This window comes from Actinoplanes sp. NPDC026619 (assembly GCF_040638295.1).
Lineage (GTDB): Bacteria > Actinomycetota > Actinomycetes > Mycobacteriales > Micromonosporaceae > Actinoplanes.
The window spans coordinates 60,370-76,160 of record NZ_JBEZYA010000037.1 but is presented as its reverse complement, the minus strand read 5'-3'; the positions used below and the strand labels follow the sequence as shown (position 1 = coordinate 76,160).

Sequence of the window (15,791 nt, the reverse complement as noted above, 5' to 3'; positions counted from 1 at the left end):
CGGGGGCCAGCAGCCCGGCCGGTGGTCCATCTGCACTGTTCAGCCGCCTGATTCGTCGGTTTCGGCGCCCTCGGGGACCGACTCGTCGTCGCGGCTGTCGAGCCAGCCGTAGGGCAGCGACACCTTGCCGGGCGCGTTCACCCGGCCGCGGGGCTGGCCGAGCGCGTCCGCCGGGAACGGCACCGACGGGTCGAGCAGGCCCAGCAGGTCGTCCAGCTCGGCCAGTGAGGAGATCATGGCGAGCCGGCGGCGCAGGTCGCTGCCGACCGGGAAGCCTTTCAGGTACCACGCGACGTGCTTGCGGTAGTCGGCGCAGCCGTGCTTCTCGTCGCCGAGCGCGTCGACCAGCAGTTCGGCGTGCCGGGACATGATCTTCGCGACCTCGCCCAGGGTGGGCAGCACCGGCCGGTAGCCGGCGCCCTGGGTGAACGCGGCCTCCAGGTCGGCGAACAGCCACGGGCGGCCCAGGCAGCCGCGGCCGACGACCACCCCGTCGACGCCGGTGTGCTCGACCATGCGCAGCGCGTCGGAGCCCTCCCAGATGTCGCCGTTGCCGAGAACCGGCACGTCGAGCGCCTGTTTGAGGGTGGCGATGGCGTCCCAGTCGGCCTTGCCGGAGTAACGCTGCTCGGCCGTGCGCGCGTGCAGGGCCACTGCGGCCACGCCGGCCTCCTGCGCGGCGAGACCGGCCTCGACGTACGTCAGATGGTCGTCGTCTATGCCTTTGCGCATTTTGATGGTGAGCGGGATGCCGAAGGGCTTGGCCGCCGCGACGGCCTGCGACACGATCCGCCCGAAGAGCCGGCGGCGCCACGGGAGCGCCGACCCGCCGCCACGCCGGGTGACCTTGGGCACCGGGCAGCCGAAGTTGAGGTCGACGTGATCGGCCAGCCCGTCCTCGCCGATCATCCGCACCGCCGCCGCGGTGACGTCCGGGTCGACACCGTAGAGCTGCAGGCTGCGGAAACCCTCGTCCTCGGCGAACGCGATCATCTTGAGCGTCTTCGGAATCCGCTCGACCAGCGCCCGCGTGGTGATCATCTCGCACACGTAGACCCCGCCGCCCTGCTCACGGCAGAGCCGCCGGAACGCCACGTTGGTGATCCCCGCCATCGGCGCCAGCACGACGGGCGGGTTCACGACGTGGTTTCCCAGCTTGAGGTGGTTTCCGAGCTTGAGCGACGCAGTCACGCCCTCAAGCGTGCCATGCCGCCTGCCTTGGCCGAAAATCGCGCTGCCTTGGCCGAAAATCGCGGAAGTTGGGCAGCAGGTCGCCGGCGAAGGCCTCGGTCACTCCTGCTTCGACAAGCCGCCGGAGCCTCCCCCCATGCCCGGTAGGGTTCCGTACAGAAACCCCGGACAGTCTCTGCCTTGGCATCGGCCGGGGTTATTTCTTTCTCCGGGCCGCTACGCGAGCTCATGCTAGTCGCTAGACAAGCTGTCGTGCATCAAGGATAGATCGCCGTGCAGGCGGCCCACGGATCTGGCACAGTCGGCGGCGTGAGTGATGGGGTGCGTCCGCGGCGGCTCGTGGTGGTGTTCGAGTCGCCTACCGCCGAGGTGATGCTGCGGCTCGCCGTCGAGGCCGGATTCCAGTCGATGCTGGTCGAGCCGGACGAGTCGCGGCTGCAGGGCACACCGCGGCCGCACGGGGACCGGGTCGTGCACGATCTCGCGGCGGCCGAGCTGGACGACAGCACCGACGTCGTGCTCAGCGATCATCACCGGGCCGAGATCGGCGTGGTGCTCAAGGAGGCGCTGGCGGCGCCCACCCGGTGGATCGGCATCCTCGGGAAGCCGGCGATCGAGGGGCCGCACGTGGGGATGCTGCGCGAACTCGGGGTGCCGGACGAGGAGATCGCCCGGGTGCACCGCCCGATCGGCCTCAACATCGGGGCGAAGACCCCGGCCGAGATCGCGATCGCGACTCTGGCCGGGCTCATCGCCGACCGGAACGGCCGACCGGGCGGGTTCGAGTTCTAGCGCGGGTTCGAGTTCTAGCTCAGCCCTTCAAAGAAGGACGCTCAGCAGCCGGGCAGGCGCTTGGTCAGGTAGTCCTCGATCTTGTCGAGGGCGACCCGCTCCTGCTTCATCGTGTCGCGGTCGCGCACCGTCACCGCGTCGTCGGTGAGGGTGTCGAAGTCGACCGTGACGCAGAACGGCGTGCCGATCTCGTCCTGGCGGCGGTAACGCCGGCCGATCGCCTGCGAGTCGTCGAACTCGACGATCCAGCGCTTGCGCAGCGTGTCGGCCAGCCCGCGGGCCTTCGGCGACAGCTCCGGGTTACGCGACAGCGGCAGGACCGCCACCTTGATCGGCGCCAGGCGCGGGTCGAACCGCATGACCGTGCGCTTGTCGACGCCACCCTTGGTGTTGGGAGCCTCGTCCTCGTCGTACGCCTCGAGGAGGAACGCGAGCACCGCGCGGGTGAGACCGGCGGCCGGCTCGATCACGTACGGCACCCAGCGTTCCTGCTTCTCCTGATCGAAGTAGGACAGGTCGACGCCGGAGTGCTTGGAGTGCGTGGTCAGGTCGAAGTCGGTGCGGTTCGCGATGCCCTCGAGCTCGGCGAACTCGGTGCCGCCGAACTGGAAGCGGTACTCGATGTCAACGGTGCGCTTCGAGTAGTGCGAGAGCTTTTCCTTCGGGTGCTCGAAGAAGCGCAGGTTCGACTCCGACAGACCCAGGCCGCGGTACCAGTTCCAGCGCTCCTGCAACCAGTACTCGTGCCACTCCTCGTCCTTGCCGGGCTCGACGAAGAACTCCATCTCCATCTGCTCGAACTCACGCGTACGGAAGATGAAGTTGCCCGGGGTGATCTCGTTGCGGAAGCTCTTGCCGATCTGGGCGATGCCGAACGGCGGCTTCTTGCGCGCCGCGGTGGCGACGTTGTTGTAGTTCACGAAGATGCCCTGGGCGGTCTCCGGGCGCAGGTAGTGCAGGCCGTCGGCGCTCTCGGTGGGGCCGAGGTAGGTCTTCATCAGGCCGTTGAACATCTTCGGCTCGGTGAAGGTGCCCTTGTTGCCGCAGTTCGGGCAGTTCAGCTCCTGCAACGAGGACGGCAGCGAGCCGTGCTTCGCCTCGTACGCCTCCTCGAGGTGGTCGGCCCGGAACCGCTTGTGGCACGACTGGCACTCGGTCAGCGGGTCGACGAACTCGGCGATGTGGCCGGACGCCTCCCACACCTGACGGGCGAGGATGACGGCGGAGTCGAGGCCGACGATGTCGTCACGCTGCTGCACCATCGTGCGCCACCACTGGCGGCGGACATTGTCCTTCAGCTCCACGCCCAGCGGACCGTAGTCCCAGGCCGAGCGGGTTCCTCCGTAGATCTCACTGGAGGGGAAGACGAAGCCCCGGCGCTTGGCCAGGGAGACGACGGCATCGATACGGTCGGCGGGCATGTTCCTCCTACGCCGGCTGGGTGTCGGCGGGGACATCGTAGGTTTCGATCAGGACAAATTGCGAGATTACTCCTCGAGGGAGCACAGCTCGAACCCGCCCGTGCTCGAGTCCTGCCGCAGATAGGCCTCCAGCTCGGTGGAATCGCCACCGGTGTAGGTGACGTCGACCGGCAACGAGTACGTGACGAAGTTGAGGTCACCGAACTTGTAGCCGGTGATCGCCTCCTCGGCCGCGACCCGGGTGCGGAACTCGGCCGGGCTCTCGTCCTCCTGCGCCTGGTCGCACAACAACCCGTACGCCTCGTCGTACTTCTTGGCCTTGACCGCGTCGAGGTAGTCGCCGACGGCGGCCTCGGCCCGCTCCTGCACCGAGCCGGACGCGGAGATCCCGATGCCGATCACCGCGGCCAGCCCGCCGCCGCAGACGAGCACGGCGATGACCGCGGCGATGCCGATGCCCCAGCCGATGCGTTTGCCCTTGCCCTCGACCGGCGGCGCCGGGAAAGGCGGAAAGACCCCGGGCCCTTGCGGAACTCCGGGGGCCGGCGAGACGGCCGGCGCCGGCGGTAGCGCGGGACCCTGCGGCGGGGCGGGATTCATGTCACCCAGATTAGTCGTCAGCGCCACTGCTCGGCGGCCCGGTCGCTGGCGGTCACGACCAGTTCGCCACCGGGCGCGGCGCTGGCGAGGGTCTCGAACGCGGACGGCTCGTCGATCGACTGGGAGAGCAGCGGAGTCGCGTGAACCTTGACGTCGAAGCCGCCCAGGGCGCGCCGGTAGGCTCCCACGGACTCCCATTCGGTGGCCATGACCCAGTGGTCCGGGTCTTCGATGGCGCGGGTGAGCCGCCCGGAGACATACCCTGGGCGCTCGGCCAGCGCGGTGAGGGCGGCGTGCGCGCGGAGCACGAAGCCGTCCTGCGTTTCCGACGGGACGACGAAGCGGTTGAGCACGAGCATGCGACGAGCGTACGCAGGGCTGAACGTACGCAGGGCTAGGAGGCGACATGGTGGCGACGTCCGACAACCTGCTGCGCCGGATGGCGAGGGTGAATCCGACCCGGGCGTTCATCGTGGCGCTGGCGCTGATGCTGGCCGGCCTGTTCCTGCCGGGGATCGTCGGCGCGGCGCTGTTGTTCCTGCTCGCGGCCGGTCTGGCGGCGCTGACCATCACCACCTGGCCGGTGCAGAAACCGTCGACCCGCACCCTGCGCATAGTGATGCTCGCACTACTCCTCGCCGCCGTGATCGCCAAAGCGGTCTGAGCCGCCCAGTGAGCCCACTCATGCGCTTTTGACAATCATTATCATTGTCGGAGACAGTGGGTGGTATGCCCCGCGTCCTGCTCGCCGCCCTGCTCACTCTTGCGGTGGCGGCCGGGTGCGGCGCTCGCGCGTCCGCCGGGGGCTTCGCCGACGGCAAGCTGAACGTGGTCACCGCCTTCTACCCGCTGCAGTTCCTCAGCGAGCGGATCGGGGGCGACACGGTGTCGGTCACCAATCTCACCAAGCCCGGCGCCGAACCACACGACGTGGAGCTCAACCCGCGCCAGGTCGCCGACGTCGCCGACGCGGGTCTCGCGGTCTACCTTCACGGTTTCCAGCCGGCCGTCGACTCCGCGGTGGCCCAGGAGGCGAAGGGCCGCTCGTTTAACGTCGCCGCGGTGATCGACCTGCTGCCGTACGCCGAGAAGTCGGCCGCCGAGAAGTCGGCCGCCGGCTCCGAGGACAGCAGCGGTCTCGACCCGCACGTCTGGCTCGATCCGGTGCGGTTCGCCACGATCGCCGGAAAACTCGGCGACGAACTGGCCGAGAAGGACCCCGCCCACGCGGCCGATTACCAGGCCAGGGCCAAAGACCTGCAAACCCAACTGCAGACCCTCGATCAGGAGTACGCCCACAGCCTGGCCACCTGTCAGCGGCGTGAGCTGGTCACCAGCCACAGCGCGTTCAACTACCTGGCCACCCGCTACGGCCTCACCCAGGTCGGCATCACCGGCGTCTCCCCCGAGGCCGAGCCCGCCCCGCAGCGCCTGGCCGGCGTCGCGAAGACGGCCCGCGAGACCGGCACCACCACCATCTTCTTCGAGACCCTGGTCAGCCCGAAGGTCGCCGAGACCATCGCCCGGGAGGTCGGCGCGAAGACCGCCGTACTCGACCCGCTCGAGGGCCTGACCGACGCCCGGTCCGACTACTTCACCGTCATGCGGGCGAACCTGGCCGCACTCACCACGGCATTGGGGTGCACCTCATGACAGCAGAAGTGCCAGGCCGGGCAGTCGCCGACATACGTCACCTGGCCGCGGGCTACGACGGCCGGGAGATCCTGCACGACGTCTCCCTCGCGGTCCGCCCCGGTGAGGTCGTCGCCATCCTCGGCGCGAACGGCTCCGGCAAGTCCACCCTGATCCGCACGATCCTCGGGCTGGTCCCGGCGAGCCGCGGCGACATCGACCTGTTCGGCACCCCGCAGCGGAAGTTCCGGGACTGGGCGCGGGTCGGCTACGTCCCGCAGCGGCTCGGCGCCGGCAGCGGCGTGCCCGCCACCGTCGGCGAGGTCGTGGCGTCCGGGCGGCTGGCCCGGCGCGGCATCTTCCGCCCGGCCGGCGGCGCCGACCGGGCCGCCGTCCAGGCAGCGCTGCAGGACGTCGGCCTGCTCGACCGGATCGGCGATCCGGTCTCGACGCTCTCCGGCGGCCAGCAGCAGCGCACCCTGATCGCCCGCGCCCTGGCCGGCCGGCCCGACCTGCTCGTGCTCGACGAGCCGACAGCCGGTGTGGACGCCGCCAGCCAGGAGGCGTTCGCCGCGGCGCTGGGCCGGTTCGCCGCCGGCGGCGGCACGATCCTGCTGGTCGCGCACGAGCTGGGCCCGCTGCGGCCGCTGATCGACCGGGCCGTGGTGGTGCACGAGGGCCGCATCGCCCACGAGGGCCTGCCGCCGGAGCCGGCCGGCCACCACGCCGACCCGGACCACGATCACGTCCACCCGCACGCCGACCTGGAGAAAGCCGGCATCTGCGAGTGGTCCCCCACCGACCGGATGACCGCAGGCTGAGCGCATGGATCTCTTCCAGTACGACTTCATGATCCGCGCGCTGGTCGGCGCGCTGGTGATCGGTCTGGCCGCGCCCGCCCTCGGCATCTACCTGGTGCAGCGGCGGCTGTCGCTGATCGGCGACGGCATCGGGCACGTGGCGCTGACCGGCGTCGGCGTCGGCCTGCTGCTGCACCACTCCCCGGTGATCAGCGCGGTGATCGTGTCGGCGATCGGCGCGGTCGGCATCGAGCTGATCCGCCAGCGTGGCCGCACCTCCGGCGACCTGGCCCTGGCGCTGCTGTTCTACGGCGGCATCGCGGGCGGCGTGGTGCTGGTCGGCCTCTCCGACGACAGCAGCAACGCCAACCTGATGCAGTACCTGTTCGGGTCGCTGATCACGACATCGCCGCAGGACGTGGTGGTGATCGTCATCCTCGGCGTCGCCGTGCTGACCGCGATGACGGTGTTCCGGCCGGCGCTGTTCGCCGTCTGCAACGACGAGGAGTACGCCAAGGTCAGCGGCCTCCCGGTGCGTACCCTCAATCTGCTGATGGCCGTGACCACCGCGGTGACCGTGACCATCGCCATGCGTACCGTCGGATTGTTGCTCGTCTCCGCCCTGATGGTGGTGCCGGTGGCCGCCGCCCAGCAGGTCACCCGCGGTTTTCTGACGACCATGGCGCTCGCCATGGTGATCGGGCTCGGCGCCGCCGGGGCCGGCGTGGCCGTCTCCGCCGAGATCGACACCGCGCCCGGCGCGACCACCGTGATCCTCGCCCTGGCCGCGTTCGTGGCCATTTCCGTGGGCGGCGCCGCCGTCCGGGCGCTGCGCCGCCGCGCCCACCAGCCCCGGGAGGTGGAGCCGCCCGATGTCGTCCTCCAGAGCTGACCGGGGTTCGCCGGCCGACCTCCGAAACACGCTAAATTGGGCGGTGCGATGACGACGTCGACCGGTTACGAGGCGTACGAGGCGGCCGGGGAGCTGTTGCGTGCCCTGTCCGCGCCCATTCGTGTCGCGATCGTCGCGGAGCTCGGTGTGGGAGAACGCTGCGTGCACGAACTGGTGGAGAAGCTGGGCGCGCCCCAGCCGCTGGTGTCCCAGCATCTGCGGGTGCTGCGCGGCGCCGGCGTGGTGCGGGGTGCACGTCGTGGCCGCGAGATCGCATACTCGCTGGTGGACGACCATGTCGCGCACATCGTCGCCGACGCCGTCAGCCACGCGAGGGAGGTCCGATCGTGACCACCGCCGAATTCCCCGAGTCACATGCGCTCGTCGAATCACCAGCACTGGCCCAATCACCGGCACTGGCCGAATCACCATCACTGGCCCAACCACCGGCACTGGCCCAATCACCGGCACAGTCCGAGTCGCCCGCGCAGCGCAACACCAAGCAGCGCAGTGCGGTGAGCGCCGTGCTTGCCGACACCGAGGGTTTCAACAGCGCCCAGGAGCTGCACGCGCTGCTGCGCGAGCGGGGCGAACGCGTCGGCCTGACCACGGTGTACCGCACGCTGCAGGGGCTCGCCGACGCCGGCGAGATCGACGTGATGCGGCCGCCGGGCGGCGAACACCTCTACCGCCGGTGCAGCCAGGGCCACCACCATCACCTGGTGTGCCGGTCGTGCGGCCGGGCGGTCGAGGTGGAGGGCCCGGCGGTGGAGTCCTGGGCGGACCGGGTGGCCGCGAAACACGGCTACGTCGACGTCTCCCACACGATGGAGATCTTCGGCACCTGCCCGGACTGCGCAGCCAAACACTGAGCGGCCCTGCTGAGCTTTTAAAGGCACGCTGAGCTGTTGGGGTGCTGAGCTGTTGGGGTGCTGAGCCGGCCGAGCGCTGAGTGGCTCTACGTGGGACGCTGAGCGCCGTGAAGCTTTACGCCGAGCGGCTCCCCACCGCCATCCGCCAACTGCTCACCGACATCATCATCGTTGTCTGGGTCTACCTGTGGATCCGCGCCGGTTTCTGGGTCCACGGGATGGTCGAGAAGCTGGCCGTTCCCGGTCAGAAGCTGCAGAGCGCGGGCGGCGGGATCGCCGACAACCTGGCCGACGCCGGCAGCAAGGTCGGCAAGGTGCCGCTGGTCGGCGACGACCTGGTCAAACCGTTCAACGGCGCCGCCGACGCGGCCCGCTCCCTCGCCGACGCGGGCGCGCAGCAACAGCAAATCGTCGATCAGCTGGCGCTGATCATGGCGATCCTCACCCTCGCCGTACCCCTTGCGCTGGTCCTTTTCCTCTGGCTTCCGTTCCGGTTGCGGTGGATGCGCCGGGCCGGGGTGGCTTCTTCGGTACGCCGTGAGCCCGCCGGCCGCGATCTGCTGGCGCTGCGCGCGCTGGCCAGTCAGCCGCTGAACGAGCTCGCCAAGCTGGGCCCGGACATCGCGCAGAGCTGGCGCAACGGCGACGCCGAAGCGGTCGACGCGCTCGCCGCCCTGGAACTCAGGAAGCTGGGCCTGTCGGCGTCGGGCCGCCGCCGCTGACACTGTTCCCCTAACACCGCTGTCCCCAACACCTCTGCCCTAGGCACCGCTGTCCCCGACCCCGCTGCCGCGGCTCCCGCCGGTGATGCGGGCCAGCGCGGCTGTGGCCAGGGCGTTCGGCGCCTGCTCGGGCACCCAGTGGCTGACGCCGCGCAGGACGACGAACTGGTAGTCGGCCTCGACCCAGTCCCGGGTGCGTAGCGCGGCGGTGCGGGCCACGACGCCGTCGCGGTCACTCCACACGTATGTCGTGGGCACCGTGATCACACCGACGTCGCTCAGGTCGCGGCCGTCCAGGCCGCGGTACCAGTTGAGGGCGGCGGTCAGCCGGCTTGGTTCGCCCGATTCGTTGGATTGAGCAGATTCGATCGGACGGGCCGCTTCGATCGGGTGGGCCGATTCGATCGGGTGGGCCGATTCGATCGGGTGGGCCGATTCGATCGGGTGGGCCGATTCGATCGGGTGGGCCGATTCGATCGGGTGGGCCGATTCGCGCATGGCGTCCACGTAGAGCGCGGCGCGTTCGCCGATCGGGCGCAGCATTGCCTTGAGCGCGGCCGCGTTGGCGCTCAGCAGGAAACGTTCGGCGATCGGGCTGCGGAAGAGAGCGAAGTAGGCGAACCGGGCGCGCTGGGTCGGGCGTACGCGCATGGCCAGCCGCAGCGCTCGCGGGTGCGGCACCGAGATGGCGGTGAGGGTGCTCACCCGGTCGGGATGCTGGGCGGCCAGCAGCCAGCCGACCTGCGAGCCCCAGTCGTGGCCGATGACATGCGCCTTCTCGACGCCGAGGGCATCGAGGACGGCGATCGCGTCGGCGGCGGGTTCGGTGATCCGGTACGCGCCGACGTTGCCCGGACGCGCGCCGGGCGAGTAGCCGCGCTGGTCCAGGGCGTACGTGCGGAGCCCGGCCTCGTGCAGTCGCGGCAGGATCAGGTCGAACTCACGGTGGTCCTGCGGAAACCCGTGCAGCAGGAGAACCGGTTCGCCGTCGGCGGGCCCACCCTCGTACACGTCGAAGGTCATGCCCCGCGCCTTGATCTCCGTTGGCTTGATCTCGGTCGGCTTGATCGACATGTGACGGCTCCCTCGCTGTCCCCGGACTCACAACGGTGTTAGCGTCATGGAAACACATACAGCGAAGGTTGTTCGCGACGGCGGAGATCAGTTGCATCGCCCAGGTGATGCGCGGGTCGGCCTAGGTCACGAACGAACTTCGATCCGACAGGGGAGCGCACAGCGCTGAGAGTGCGGGCAACCGCAGACCCTCGTACCTGATCTGGGTAATGCCAGCGCAGGAAGCTCGGTCTTTTCTCCAGCCGCGCCGTGTCCGAGGCCGCCAGGCCGAGGCCGGCGTGCGTCTCCTCCCAGTGTATTTGCCAGCTGTATTTGCTGGCTGTATTTGCCAGCCAAGGCAAAGATTGGGAGGCTCACATGGCAACCGACACCAACCGGTGGCGCACGATCGACATCGTGATCGCCTCGATCGTCGCGGTCGCATTCGGCGTCATCTTCTGGGCGTGGAACCTGCTCTGGAACGGGCCGGCCGACGCCATCCCGCTGCCCGGCCGCGCCGTGCTCTACGGAATGTGGCTGGTCCCGGCCGTGCTCGGCGCGCTGATCGTGCGTAAGCCGGGCGCCGCGTTCTATACCCTCACGCTCGCCTCGCTGGTCTCGGTCGCGATCGGCACGAGTTGGGGCTGGACCCTCGTCGTGCAAGGACCGCTCGAGGCCCTCGGCGCCGAGGTGATCTTCGCGGCTTTCGCCTACAAGCGCTACAACCTGCCGGTGGCCCTGCTCGCCGGCGCCGCCGCCGGCATCGTCGCCTCGGTGTACGACGCGTTCGTCTGGTACCCCGGCACGTCCTGGGCCACCATGCGACTGCCCTACATCGCGATCACCGCGGCGTCGTCCCTGGTCATCGCCGGACTCGGCAGCGTGCTGCTGGTGCGGGCACTCGCCCAGACCGGAGTTCTGGACCGGTTCGCGGCGGGCCGTTCACGCGCCCTCGTCTAGTCCTGATTCGATGTGAATCATGAACCCCTCCCGCGGTGAGTCGTGAGCGCGGTCGTCCTTCGGGGCTTCGGGTGGCGGCATGCGGGGCGTCGCGCCTGGGCGGTCCGCGACGTCGACCTGCGCATCGACGACGGCGAGCGGGTGCTGCTGCTCGGTCCCTCCGGGGCCGGCAAGAGCACCCTGCTCGCCGCGCTGGCCGGCCTGCTCCCCGATGACTCGGGCGAACAGGCCGGCACCGTCGAGATCGACGGCCGCTCCCCCGCCGAAGCCCGCGACCGCGTCGGCATCGTCTTCCAGGACCCGCAGACCCAGCTGGTGATGGCCCGCAGCGGCGACGACGTGGCGTTCGGCCTGGAGAACCGCGGGGTGCCGGCCGCCGCGATCTGGCCGCGGGTCAGCGACGCCCTGGACCGCGTCGGTTTCCCGTACCCGATCACCCGGTCGACGGCGGCGCTGTCCGGTGGGGAGGCGCAGCGGCTGGCGCTGGCCGGGGTGCTCGCGCTGCGGCCCGGCCTGCTGCTGCTCGACGAGCCGACCGCCAATCTCGACCCGGCCGGCGCCGAACTGGTCCGGGAGGCGATCACCCGCTCGCGGCACGGCGACGACTCGACGCTGATCCTGGTCGAGCACCGGGTCGCCGAAGCGCTCCCGCTGGTCGACCGGGTCGTGGTGCTCGAGGCGGGTGGCGGGATCCGGGCCGACGGCGCGCCCGAGATGGTGTTCGCCGCGTACGGCGATCGTCTCGCTGACGAAGGCGTCTGGGTGCCCGGTTTCCGCATCCCGCCGCTGAAGTCCGGCTCCCCGGCCGCCGCCGAGCTGGCCTGCGCCCGGGACGTGACGGTTGAGCACCGCCTGCGCGGGGTGTCGATGTCGGTGGGCGAGGGCGAGGTCCTCGCCGTGACCGGGCCGAACGGCGCCGGGAAGTCGACGCTTGCGCTGGTGCTGGGCGGTCTGCTCGCGCCGACCGGCGGCCAGGTGTCGGCGTTCGGCGACCCGAGACCGCCGCACAAGTGGCGGGCCGCGACCCTGACGACCCGGATCGGCTCGGTGTTCCAGAACCCGGAGCACCAGTTCGTGACGTCCCGGGTCGCCGACGAGCTTGCGGTCGGGCCGCGACGGGTCGGGCGTACGTCATCGGAAATCTCTGTCGTCGTTGACTCTCTGCTGGAACGTCTCCGGCTCACGAAGTTGGCGGCGGCCAACCCGTACACCCTCTCCGGTGGCGAAGCCCGCCGGCTGAGCGTCGCCACCGCCCTGGCCACCGCCCCGCGCCTGCTGGTCCTCGACGAGCCGACCTTCGGGCAGGACCGCCGCACCTGGATCGAGCTGGTCACGCTCCTGGCCACGCTGCGTGACGAGGGGCATGCGGTGGTCGCGGTGACTCACGACGACGACTTCGTGCAGGCGCTCGCCGACCGGACGTTCCCGCTCGGTTCGCCTCGTCTGCACGAGCCACTTCCCCGCCGGCGCCCGTCATGACCTGTGCCTGGACGAGGACGGCTCGGCTGGCTTCTCGGCTGGCTTCTCGGCCGGCTTCTCGGCCGGCTTCTCGGCTGGCTTCTCGGCCGGCTTCTCGGCCGGTGGCCCTGCGGGTCGCTCAGCGGGAGGCTCAGCCGTGACCGCGTTCGTTTCGCAGCCGGTCGCGGATCCGTCGGCGCTGCTCGCCCGGCGCAATCCGGTGGCGAAGCTCGCGGCCGCGCTGCTCTTCTCGTTGCCGCTGATCACCACGCTGGATCCGCTCACCCCGGCGATCGCGCTGGTCGTCGAACTGGCCCTGTTGCCGCTGTTCGGGTTGCGCTATGCGGTGCTGGCCCGGCAGGCCTGGCCGCTGCTCATGGCCGGCGCCGGCGTGCTGATCACGATGGTGCTGTTCGCGGCCGACCGCAGCGGAACCGTCCTGGTCGGACTCGGCCCGTTCGACGTCACCACCGGTGTGCTGACGACCGCGCTCGGACTGATCCTGCGGCTGTTCGCGATCGCTCTGCCCGGCGTGATCGTCTTCGCCACCACCGACCCGACCGATCTGGCCGACGCGCTCGTGCAGAACGCCAAGGCGCCCCCCAGATTCGCGATCGGGGCACTGGCCGCGTTCCGGCTGCTGCCGCTGCTCGGCGCCGAGTGGCAGATGCTCACCCTGGCCCGCCGCGCCCGCGGCGTCGACGCCGGACGCAATCCGATCGCCGCGGTACGCCTGTTCGCGGCCACCGCCTTCGCGCTGCTGGTAGGCGCCCTACGACGGGGCACCCGGCTGGCGGTCGCGATGGACGCGCGCGGCTTCGACTCGGGGGTGCCACGCAGCTACGCCCGGCGGCAGACCTTCACCCGGCCGGACACGCTGCTGGTGGTGGGCTCGGTCGGAGTTGCCGCGCTGATCCTGGCCACCACGATCGCGCTGGGCCTGTTCCGGCCGATCATCTAGCCGGGTTCTCAGTCGTCGCCTCGGCTGTCGTCTCGGTCGTCGGCTGTCGTCTCGGTCGTCGGGCGTCGCCAGCGGCCACGGAGCTGCGGGGCCGGGCCTTATGAGGCCAGCCGCTCGCCGGCGTTGCGACCTGATCTTGTTAGTTCGGTCCCGCTGTCCGACTGGCTGATCTCCGACCACACCGCGTCGAGGGAGAGGCCGAGCACGTCGGTGATGGCCGCGATGGTCGAGAAGGCAGGGGTGGCCACCCGACCGGACTCGATCTTCCGAAGCGTCTCCGGCGAGACACCTGCCTCCAGCGCGGTGATGAGCATCGATCGCTGCCCCCGGGCGCGCCGTAGCAGGGCGCCGAGGCGTTGCCCGCGTTCGACCTCTGCGGGAGTTAGCGGCAACCTGACCATGGCTCCGATTCTAGTACCGGGATAATATGGCCGGGATACTTATTGGCTGTTCGAGTAAGGCGCCCGCATGATCGAGATCCTGGACCCCACCCAACTGCCCCGAGCGAGGGAGGCCGGCGCCCTGGTCGCCACCATGCTGCAGGCTTTGAAGAGCCGTAGCACGGTCGGCACCAACCTCCTGGACATCGACCTGTGGGCGCACCGCATGATCACCGAGGCCGGGGCGCAGTCCTGCTACGTCGACTACGAGCCGTCCTTCGGGCGCGGGCCGTTCGGCCACTACATCTGCACGTCGGTCAACGACGCCGTGCTCCACGGGCTGCCGCACGACTACCCGCTTGCCGACGGCGACCTGCTGTCGCTCGACCTCGCCGTCTCCCTGGGCGAAGTCGTCGCCGACTCCGCCATCAGCTTCATCGTGGGCGACGCGAAGCCCGCGGAGTGCGTCGCGCTGATCGACGCGACCGAACGCGCCTTGAGCGCGGGGATCGCGGCGGCCGGCCCCGGAACTCGCATCGGTGACATCTCCCACGCCATCGGCTCGGTCCTCAGCGGAGCCGGATACCCGATCAATACCGAGTTCGGCGGTCACGGCGTCGGATCGACGATGCACCAGGACCCGCATGTCTCCAACACGGGGCGGCCTGGTCGCGGATACAAGCTGCGCCCCGGGCTCCTGCTGGCGCTGGAGCCATGGGTCATGGCGGACACCGCCACGCTCGTCACCGATGCCGACGGCTGGACACTCCGAAGCGCGACCGGCTGCCGGACGGCACACAGCGAGCACACGATCGCCATCACCAACGACGGCGCCGAAATTCTCACCCTGCCGAAGTAGCCGCGCCAGCGAGCCGACCGACTCCCCCACCCGGCCGCTGACTCGACCCGCTAACTCGACCCGCTAACTCGACCCGCTAACTCAGCCCGCTCGCTCAGCCCGCTCGCTCAGCCCGCTCGCTCAGCCCGCTCGCTCAGCCCGCTCGCTCAGCCTGCTCAGTCGGCCCACTCGCCTGGCCTAATCAGTCGACCCAGCCCAGTTCCGAGTGGTTCCGTGTGCCGCGAACGACGTGCGGTCGCCGCGCCAGGCCTCACGGGGGACTACAGCAACCGGGCCGACCTCGATGCCGGCCGCGGCAGCGTTCTCGGCCAGACGTTTCCGATTGCGCGTGCCAGGGATCGGCACCACGTCGTCGCCCTGTGCGAGCAACCACGCCAGCGCCATCTGCCCCGGCGTGACACCGCGCTCCTCGGCTGCCTTCGCGAGCGCCTGCACCAGATCGAGGTTCGCGGTCAGGTGCTCCTCGCCGAAACGCGGGTCGGTGCGCCGGAAGTCGCCCTCCGGGAACGGGCCGGCCGGAAGAGCGCCGGTGAGCAGACCCCGACCCAGCGGGCTGTACGGAACCAGGCCGACTCCCAGGCGCCTGGCGGCCGGCACCACGTCGTCCTCCGGCTCCCGCCAGGCCAGCGACCATTCGAACTCCACGGCCGCGATCGGGTACGCCGCGACCGCCTGTTCGAGCTGGGCCGGGTTGACCTCGGAGACACCGAGGTGGCGCACCTTCCCAGTGGTGACGAGGTCGGCCATCGCACCGATCGTCTCGCCGATCGGCACCTGTGGGTCGACCCGGTGCAGGTAGTACAGGTCGATGACGTCGACGCCGAGCCGCTGCAGGGATGCGTCGCAGTAGCCGCGGACGTTCTCGGGCCGCCCGTCGACGCGTACTCCGCCCTCGCCTCGGACAATGCCGAACTTGGTGGCCAGCACGACGTCCTCGCGACGGCCGGCGATGGCCTGGCCTACCAGGCGCTCGTTGTGCCCCTGGCCGTAGCTCATCGCCGTGTCGATCAGGGTGATGCCGTGGTCGAGCGCGTCACGGATGACGCCGATCGACTCCTCGTCGTCGGCCGGCCCGTACGCCTGGGAGAAACCCATGCAGCCGAGCCCGATCGCGGATGTGGTCAGGGCGCCTAGCCTTCGCTGTTCCATAAGTCGAGCCTGGCGCGACCACTTTGATATGTCCAAGACAGAGTTGCGC

General features: G+C 70.1%; 19 protein-coding genes and 1 riboswitch. Of the genes, 12 read left to right on the top strand and 7 right to left on the bottom strand.

Annotated features, from left to right (window positions below; all coding sequences use genetic code 11):
* Positions 1 to 39 precede the first annotated feature (39 nt).
* A complete protein-coding gene (gene dusB, locus AB0E90_RS45695) occupies positions 40 to 1,191 on the bottom strand; it encodes a tRNA dihydrouridine synthase DusB (protein ID WP_360418893.1) in 1,152 nt (383 codons plus the stop codon).
* Between the two features lie 309 nt (positions 1,192 to 1,500).
* Between dusB and AB0E90_RS45690 the strand changes: the two genes are divergently transcribed.
* On the top strand, positions 1,501 to 1,983 hold the full coding sequence (locus tag AB0E90_RS45690) for an XdhC family protein (RefSeq protein ID WP_360418890.1): 483 nt from the start codon (positions 1,501 to 1,503) through the stop codon (positions 1,981 to 1,983).
* A gap of 41 nt (positions 1,984 to 2,024) precedes the next feature.
* Here AB0E90_RS45690 and AB0E90_RS45685 read toward each other — a convergent pair whose 3' ends face one another.
* The 3 genes from AB0E90_RS45685 to AB0E90_RS45675 form a co-directional block, all read right to left on the bottom strand.
* The gene (locus AB0E90_RS45685) at positions 2,025 to 3,404 is read right to left on the bottom strand and encodes a glycine--tRNA ligase (protein WP_360418888.1); all 1,380 of its coding nucleotides are present in this window, start codon (positions 3,402 to 3,404) and stop codon (positions 2,025 to 2,027) included.
* Positions 3,405 to 3,470: 66 nt separating this feature from the next.
* Positions 3,471 to 4,004, bottom strand: coding sequence for a hypothetical protein (locus AB0E90_RS45680; RefSeq protein WP_360418886.1), 534 nt, complete (start codon positions 4,002 to 4,004; stop codon positions 3,471 to 3,473).
* Positions 4,005 to 4,021: 17 nt separating this feature from the next.
* Positions 4,022 to 4,363: an antibiotic biosynthesis monooxygenase family protein gene (locus tag AB0E90_RS45675; RefSeq protein ID WP_360418884.1), complete on the bottom strand. Its 342-nt coding sequence runs from the start codon at positions 4,361 to 4,363 to the stop codon at positions 4,022 to 4,024.
* Positions 4,364 to 4,410: 47 nt separating this feature from the next.
* On the opposite strand from AB0E90_RS45675, the gene AB0E90_RS45670 reads away from it, so the two are divergent.
* The 7 genes from AB0E90_RS45670 (at position 4,411) to AB0E90_RS45640 (ending at position 8,922) form a co-directional block, all read left to right on the top strand.
* Positions 4,411 to 4,668 (top strand): DUF6703 family protein, encoded by a 258-nt coding sequence (locus AB0E90_RS45670; RefSeq protein WP_360418882.1) that lies wholly within the window; start codon positions 4,411 to 4,413, stop codon positions 4,666 to 4,668.
* Between the two features lie 65 nt (positions 4,669 to 4,733).
* Complete coding sequence (locus AB0E90_RS45665) at positions 4,734 to 5,657, top strand: metal ABC transporter substrate-binding protein (RefSeq protein ID WP_360418880.1); 924 nt, start codon at positions 4,734 to 4,736, stop codon at positions 5,655 to 5,657.
* On the top strand, positions 5,654 to 6,457 hold the full coding sequence (locus tag AB0E90_RS45660) for a metal ABC transporter ATP-binding protein (RefSeq protein ID WP_360418878.1): 804 nt from the start codon (positions 5,654 to 5,656) through the stop codon (positions 6,455 to 6,457). Before AB0E90_RS45665 ends, AB0E90_RS45660 begins: the two co-directional genes overlap by 4 nt.
* A 4-nt stretch (positions 6,458 to 6,461) precedes the next feature.
* Positions 6,462 to 7,328: a metal ABC transporter permease gene (locus tag AB0E90_RS45655; protein ID WP_360418875.1), complete on the top strand. Its 867-nt coding sequence runs from the start codon at positions 6,462 to 6,464 to the stop codon at positions 7,326 to 7,328.
* Positions 7,329 to 7,376: 48 nt separating this feature from the next.
* On the top strand, positions 7,377 to 7,679 hold the full coding sequence (locus AB0E90_RS45650; RefSeq protein ID WP_360418873.1) for a metalloregulator ArsR/SmtB family transcription factor: 303 nt from the start codon (positions 7,377 to 7,379) through the stop codon (positions 7,677 to 7,679).
* 101 nt (positions 7,680 to 7,780) lie between these two features.
* Positions 7,781 to 8,200, top strand: coding sequence for a Fur family transcriptional regulator (locus AB0E90_RS45645; RefSeq protein WP_360418921.1), 420 nt, complete (start codon positions 7,781 to 7,783; stop codon positions 8,198 to 8,200).
* Positions 8,201 to 8,307: 107 nt separating this feature from the next.
* The gene (locus AB0E90_RS45640; RefSeq protein ID WP_360418871.1) at positions 8,308 to 8,922 is read left to right on the top strand and encodes a hypothetical protein; all 615 of its coding nucleotides are present in this window, start codon (positions 8,308 to 8,310) and stop codon (positions 8,920 to 8,922) included.
* Between the two features lie 39 nt (positions 8,923 to 8,961).
* Here the strand turns inward: AB0E90_RS45640 and AB0E90_RS45635 are convergent, their stop codons facing one another.
* A complete protein-coding gene (locus AB0E90_RS45635; protein WP_360418869.1) occupies positions 8,962 to 9,996 on the bottom strand; it encodes an alpha/beta hydrolase in 1,035 nt (344 codons plus the stop codon).
* Positions 9,997 to 10,135: 139 nt separating this feature from the next.
* Positions 10,136 to 10,238: riboswitch (TPP riboswitch) on the top strand.
* Positions 10,239 to 10,353: 115 nt separating this feature from the next.
* On the opposite strand from AB0E90_RS45635, the gene AB0E90_RS45630 reads away from it, so the two are divergent.
* From AB0E90_RS45630 to AB0E90_RS45620, 3 genes are all read left to right on the top strand, one after another.
* The gene (locus tag AB0E90_RS45630) at positions 10,354 to 10,935 is read left to right on the top strand and encodes an ECF transporter S component (protein ID WP_360418867.1); all 582 of its coding nucleotides are present in this window, start codon (positions 10,354 to 10,356) and stop codon (positions 10,933 to 10,935) included.
* 42 nt (positions 10,936 to 10,977) lie between these two features.
* Positions 10,978 to 12,414, top strand: coding sequence for an ABC transporter ATP-binding protein (locus tag AB0E90_RS45625; RefSeq protein ID WP_360418865.1), 1,437 nt, complete (start codon positions 10,978 to 10,980; stop codon positions 12,412 to 12,414).
* A 136-nt stretch (positions 12,415 to 12,550) separates the two neighbouring features.
* Positions 12,551 to 13,354: an energy-coupling factor transporter transmembrane component T gene (locus tag AB0E90_RS45620; RefSeq protein WP_360418863.1), complete on the top strand. Its 804-nt coding sequence runs from the start codon at positions 12,551 to 12,553 to the stop codon at positions 13,352 to 13,354.
* Positions 13,355 to 13,452: 98 nt separating this feature from the next.
* On the opposite strand, the gene AB0E90_RS45615 is transcribed toward AB0E90_RS45620, so the two are convergent.
* Positions 13,453 to 13,755 carry a helix-turn-helix transcriptional regulator gene (locus tag AB0E90_RS45615; protein ID WP_360418861.1) on the bottom strand — a complete coding sequence of 101 codons (303 nt, stop codon included), beginning with the start codon at positions 13,753 to 13,755 and terminating at the stop codon, positions 13,453 to 13,455.
* Positions 13,756 to 13,822: 67 nt separating this feature from the next.
* On the opposite strand from AB0E90_RS45615, the gene map reads away from it, so the two are divergent.
* Positions 13,823 to 14,593, top strand: a complete 771-nt coding sequence (gene map, locus AB0E90_RS45610) for a type I methionyl aminopeptidase (protein ID WP_360418859.1) — start codon at positions 13,823 to 13,825, stop codon at positions 14,591 to 14,593.
* Positions 14,594 to 14,770: 177 nt separating this feature from the next.
* Here the strand turns inward: map and AB0E90_RS45605 are convergent, their stop codons facing one another.
* On the bottom strand, positions 14,771 to 15,742 hold the full coding sequence (locus AB0E90_RS45605) for an aldo/keto reductase (RefSeq protein ID WP_360418857.1): 972 nt from the start codon (positions 15,740 to 15,742) through the stop codon (positions 14,771 to 14,773).
* Positions 15,743 to 15,791: the final 49 nt, after the last annotated feature.

Excerpts from the sequence above, each read along its gene's own strand:
- map (WP_360418859.1), top strand. The coding sequence starts at position 13,823 with ATGATCGAGATCCTGGACCCCACCCAACTGCCCCGAGCGAGGGAGGCC.
- AB0E90_RS45675 (WP_360418884.1), bottom strand. The coding sequence starts at position 4,363 with ATGCTCGTGCTCAACCGCTTCGTCGTCCCGTCGGAAACGCAGGACGGC.
- AB0E90_RS45665 (WP_360418880.1), top strand. The coding sequence starts at position 4,734 with ATGCCCCGCGTCCTGCTCGCCGCCCTGCTCACTCTTGCGGTGGCGGCC.
- AB0E90_RS45615 (WP_360418861.1), bottom strand. The coding sequence starts at position 13,755 with ATGGTCAGGTTGCCGCTAACTCCCGCAGAGGTCGAACGCGGGCAACGC.
- AB0E90_RS45630 (WP_360418867.1), top strand. The coding sequence starts at position 10,354 with ATGGCAACCGACACCAACCGGTGGCGCACGATCGACATCGTGATCGCC.
- AB0E90_RS45650 (WP_360418873.1), top strand. The coding sequence starts at position 7,377 with ATGACGACGTCGACCGGTTACGAGGCGTACGAGGCGGCCGGGGAGCTG.
- AB0E90_RS45655 (WP_360418875.1), top strand. The coding sequence starts at position 6,462 with ATGGATCTCTTCCAGTACGACTTCATGATCCGCGCGCTGGTCGGCGCG.
- AB0E90_RS45635 (WP_360418869.1), bottom strand. The coding sequence starts at position 9,996 with ATGTCGATCAAGCCGACCGAGATCAAGCCAACGGAGATCAAGGCGCGG.
- AB0E90_RS45660 (WP_360418878.1), top strand. The coding sequence starts at position 5,654 with ATGACAGCAGAAGTGCCAGGCCGGGCAGTCGCCGACATACGTCACCTG.
- AB0E90_RS45685 (WP_360418888.1), bottom strand. The coding sequence starts at position 3,404 with ATGCCCGCCGACCGTATCGATGCCGTCGTCTCCCTGGCCAAGCGCCGG.
- AB0E90_RS45605 (WP_360418857.1), bottom strand. The coding sequence starts at position 15,742 with ATGGAACAGCGAAGGCTAGGCGCCCTGACCACATCCGCGATCGGGCTC.
- AB0E90_RS45670 (WP_360418882.1), top strand. The coding sequence starts at position 4,411 with ATGGTGGCGACGTCCGACAACCTGCTGCGCCGGATGGCGAGGGTGAAT.
- AB0E90_RS45680 (WP_360418886.1), bottom strand. The coding sequence starts at position 4,004 with ATGAATCCCGCCCCGCCGCAGGGTCCCGCGCTACCGCCGGCGCCGGCC.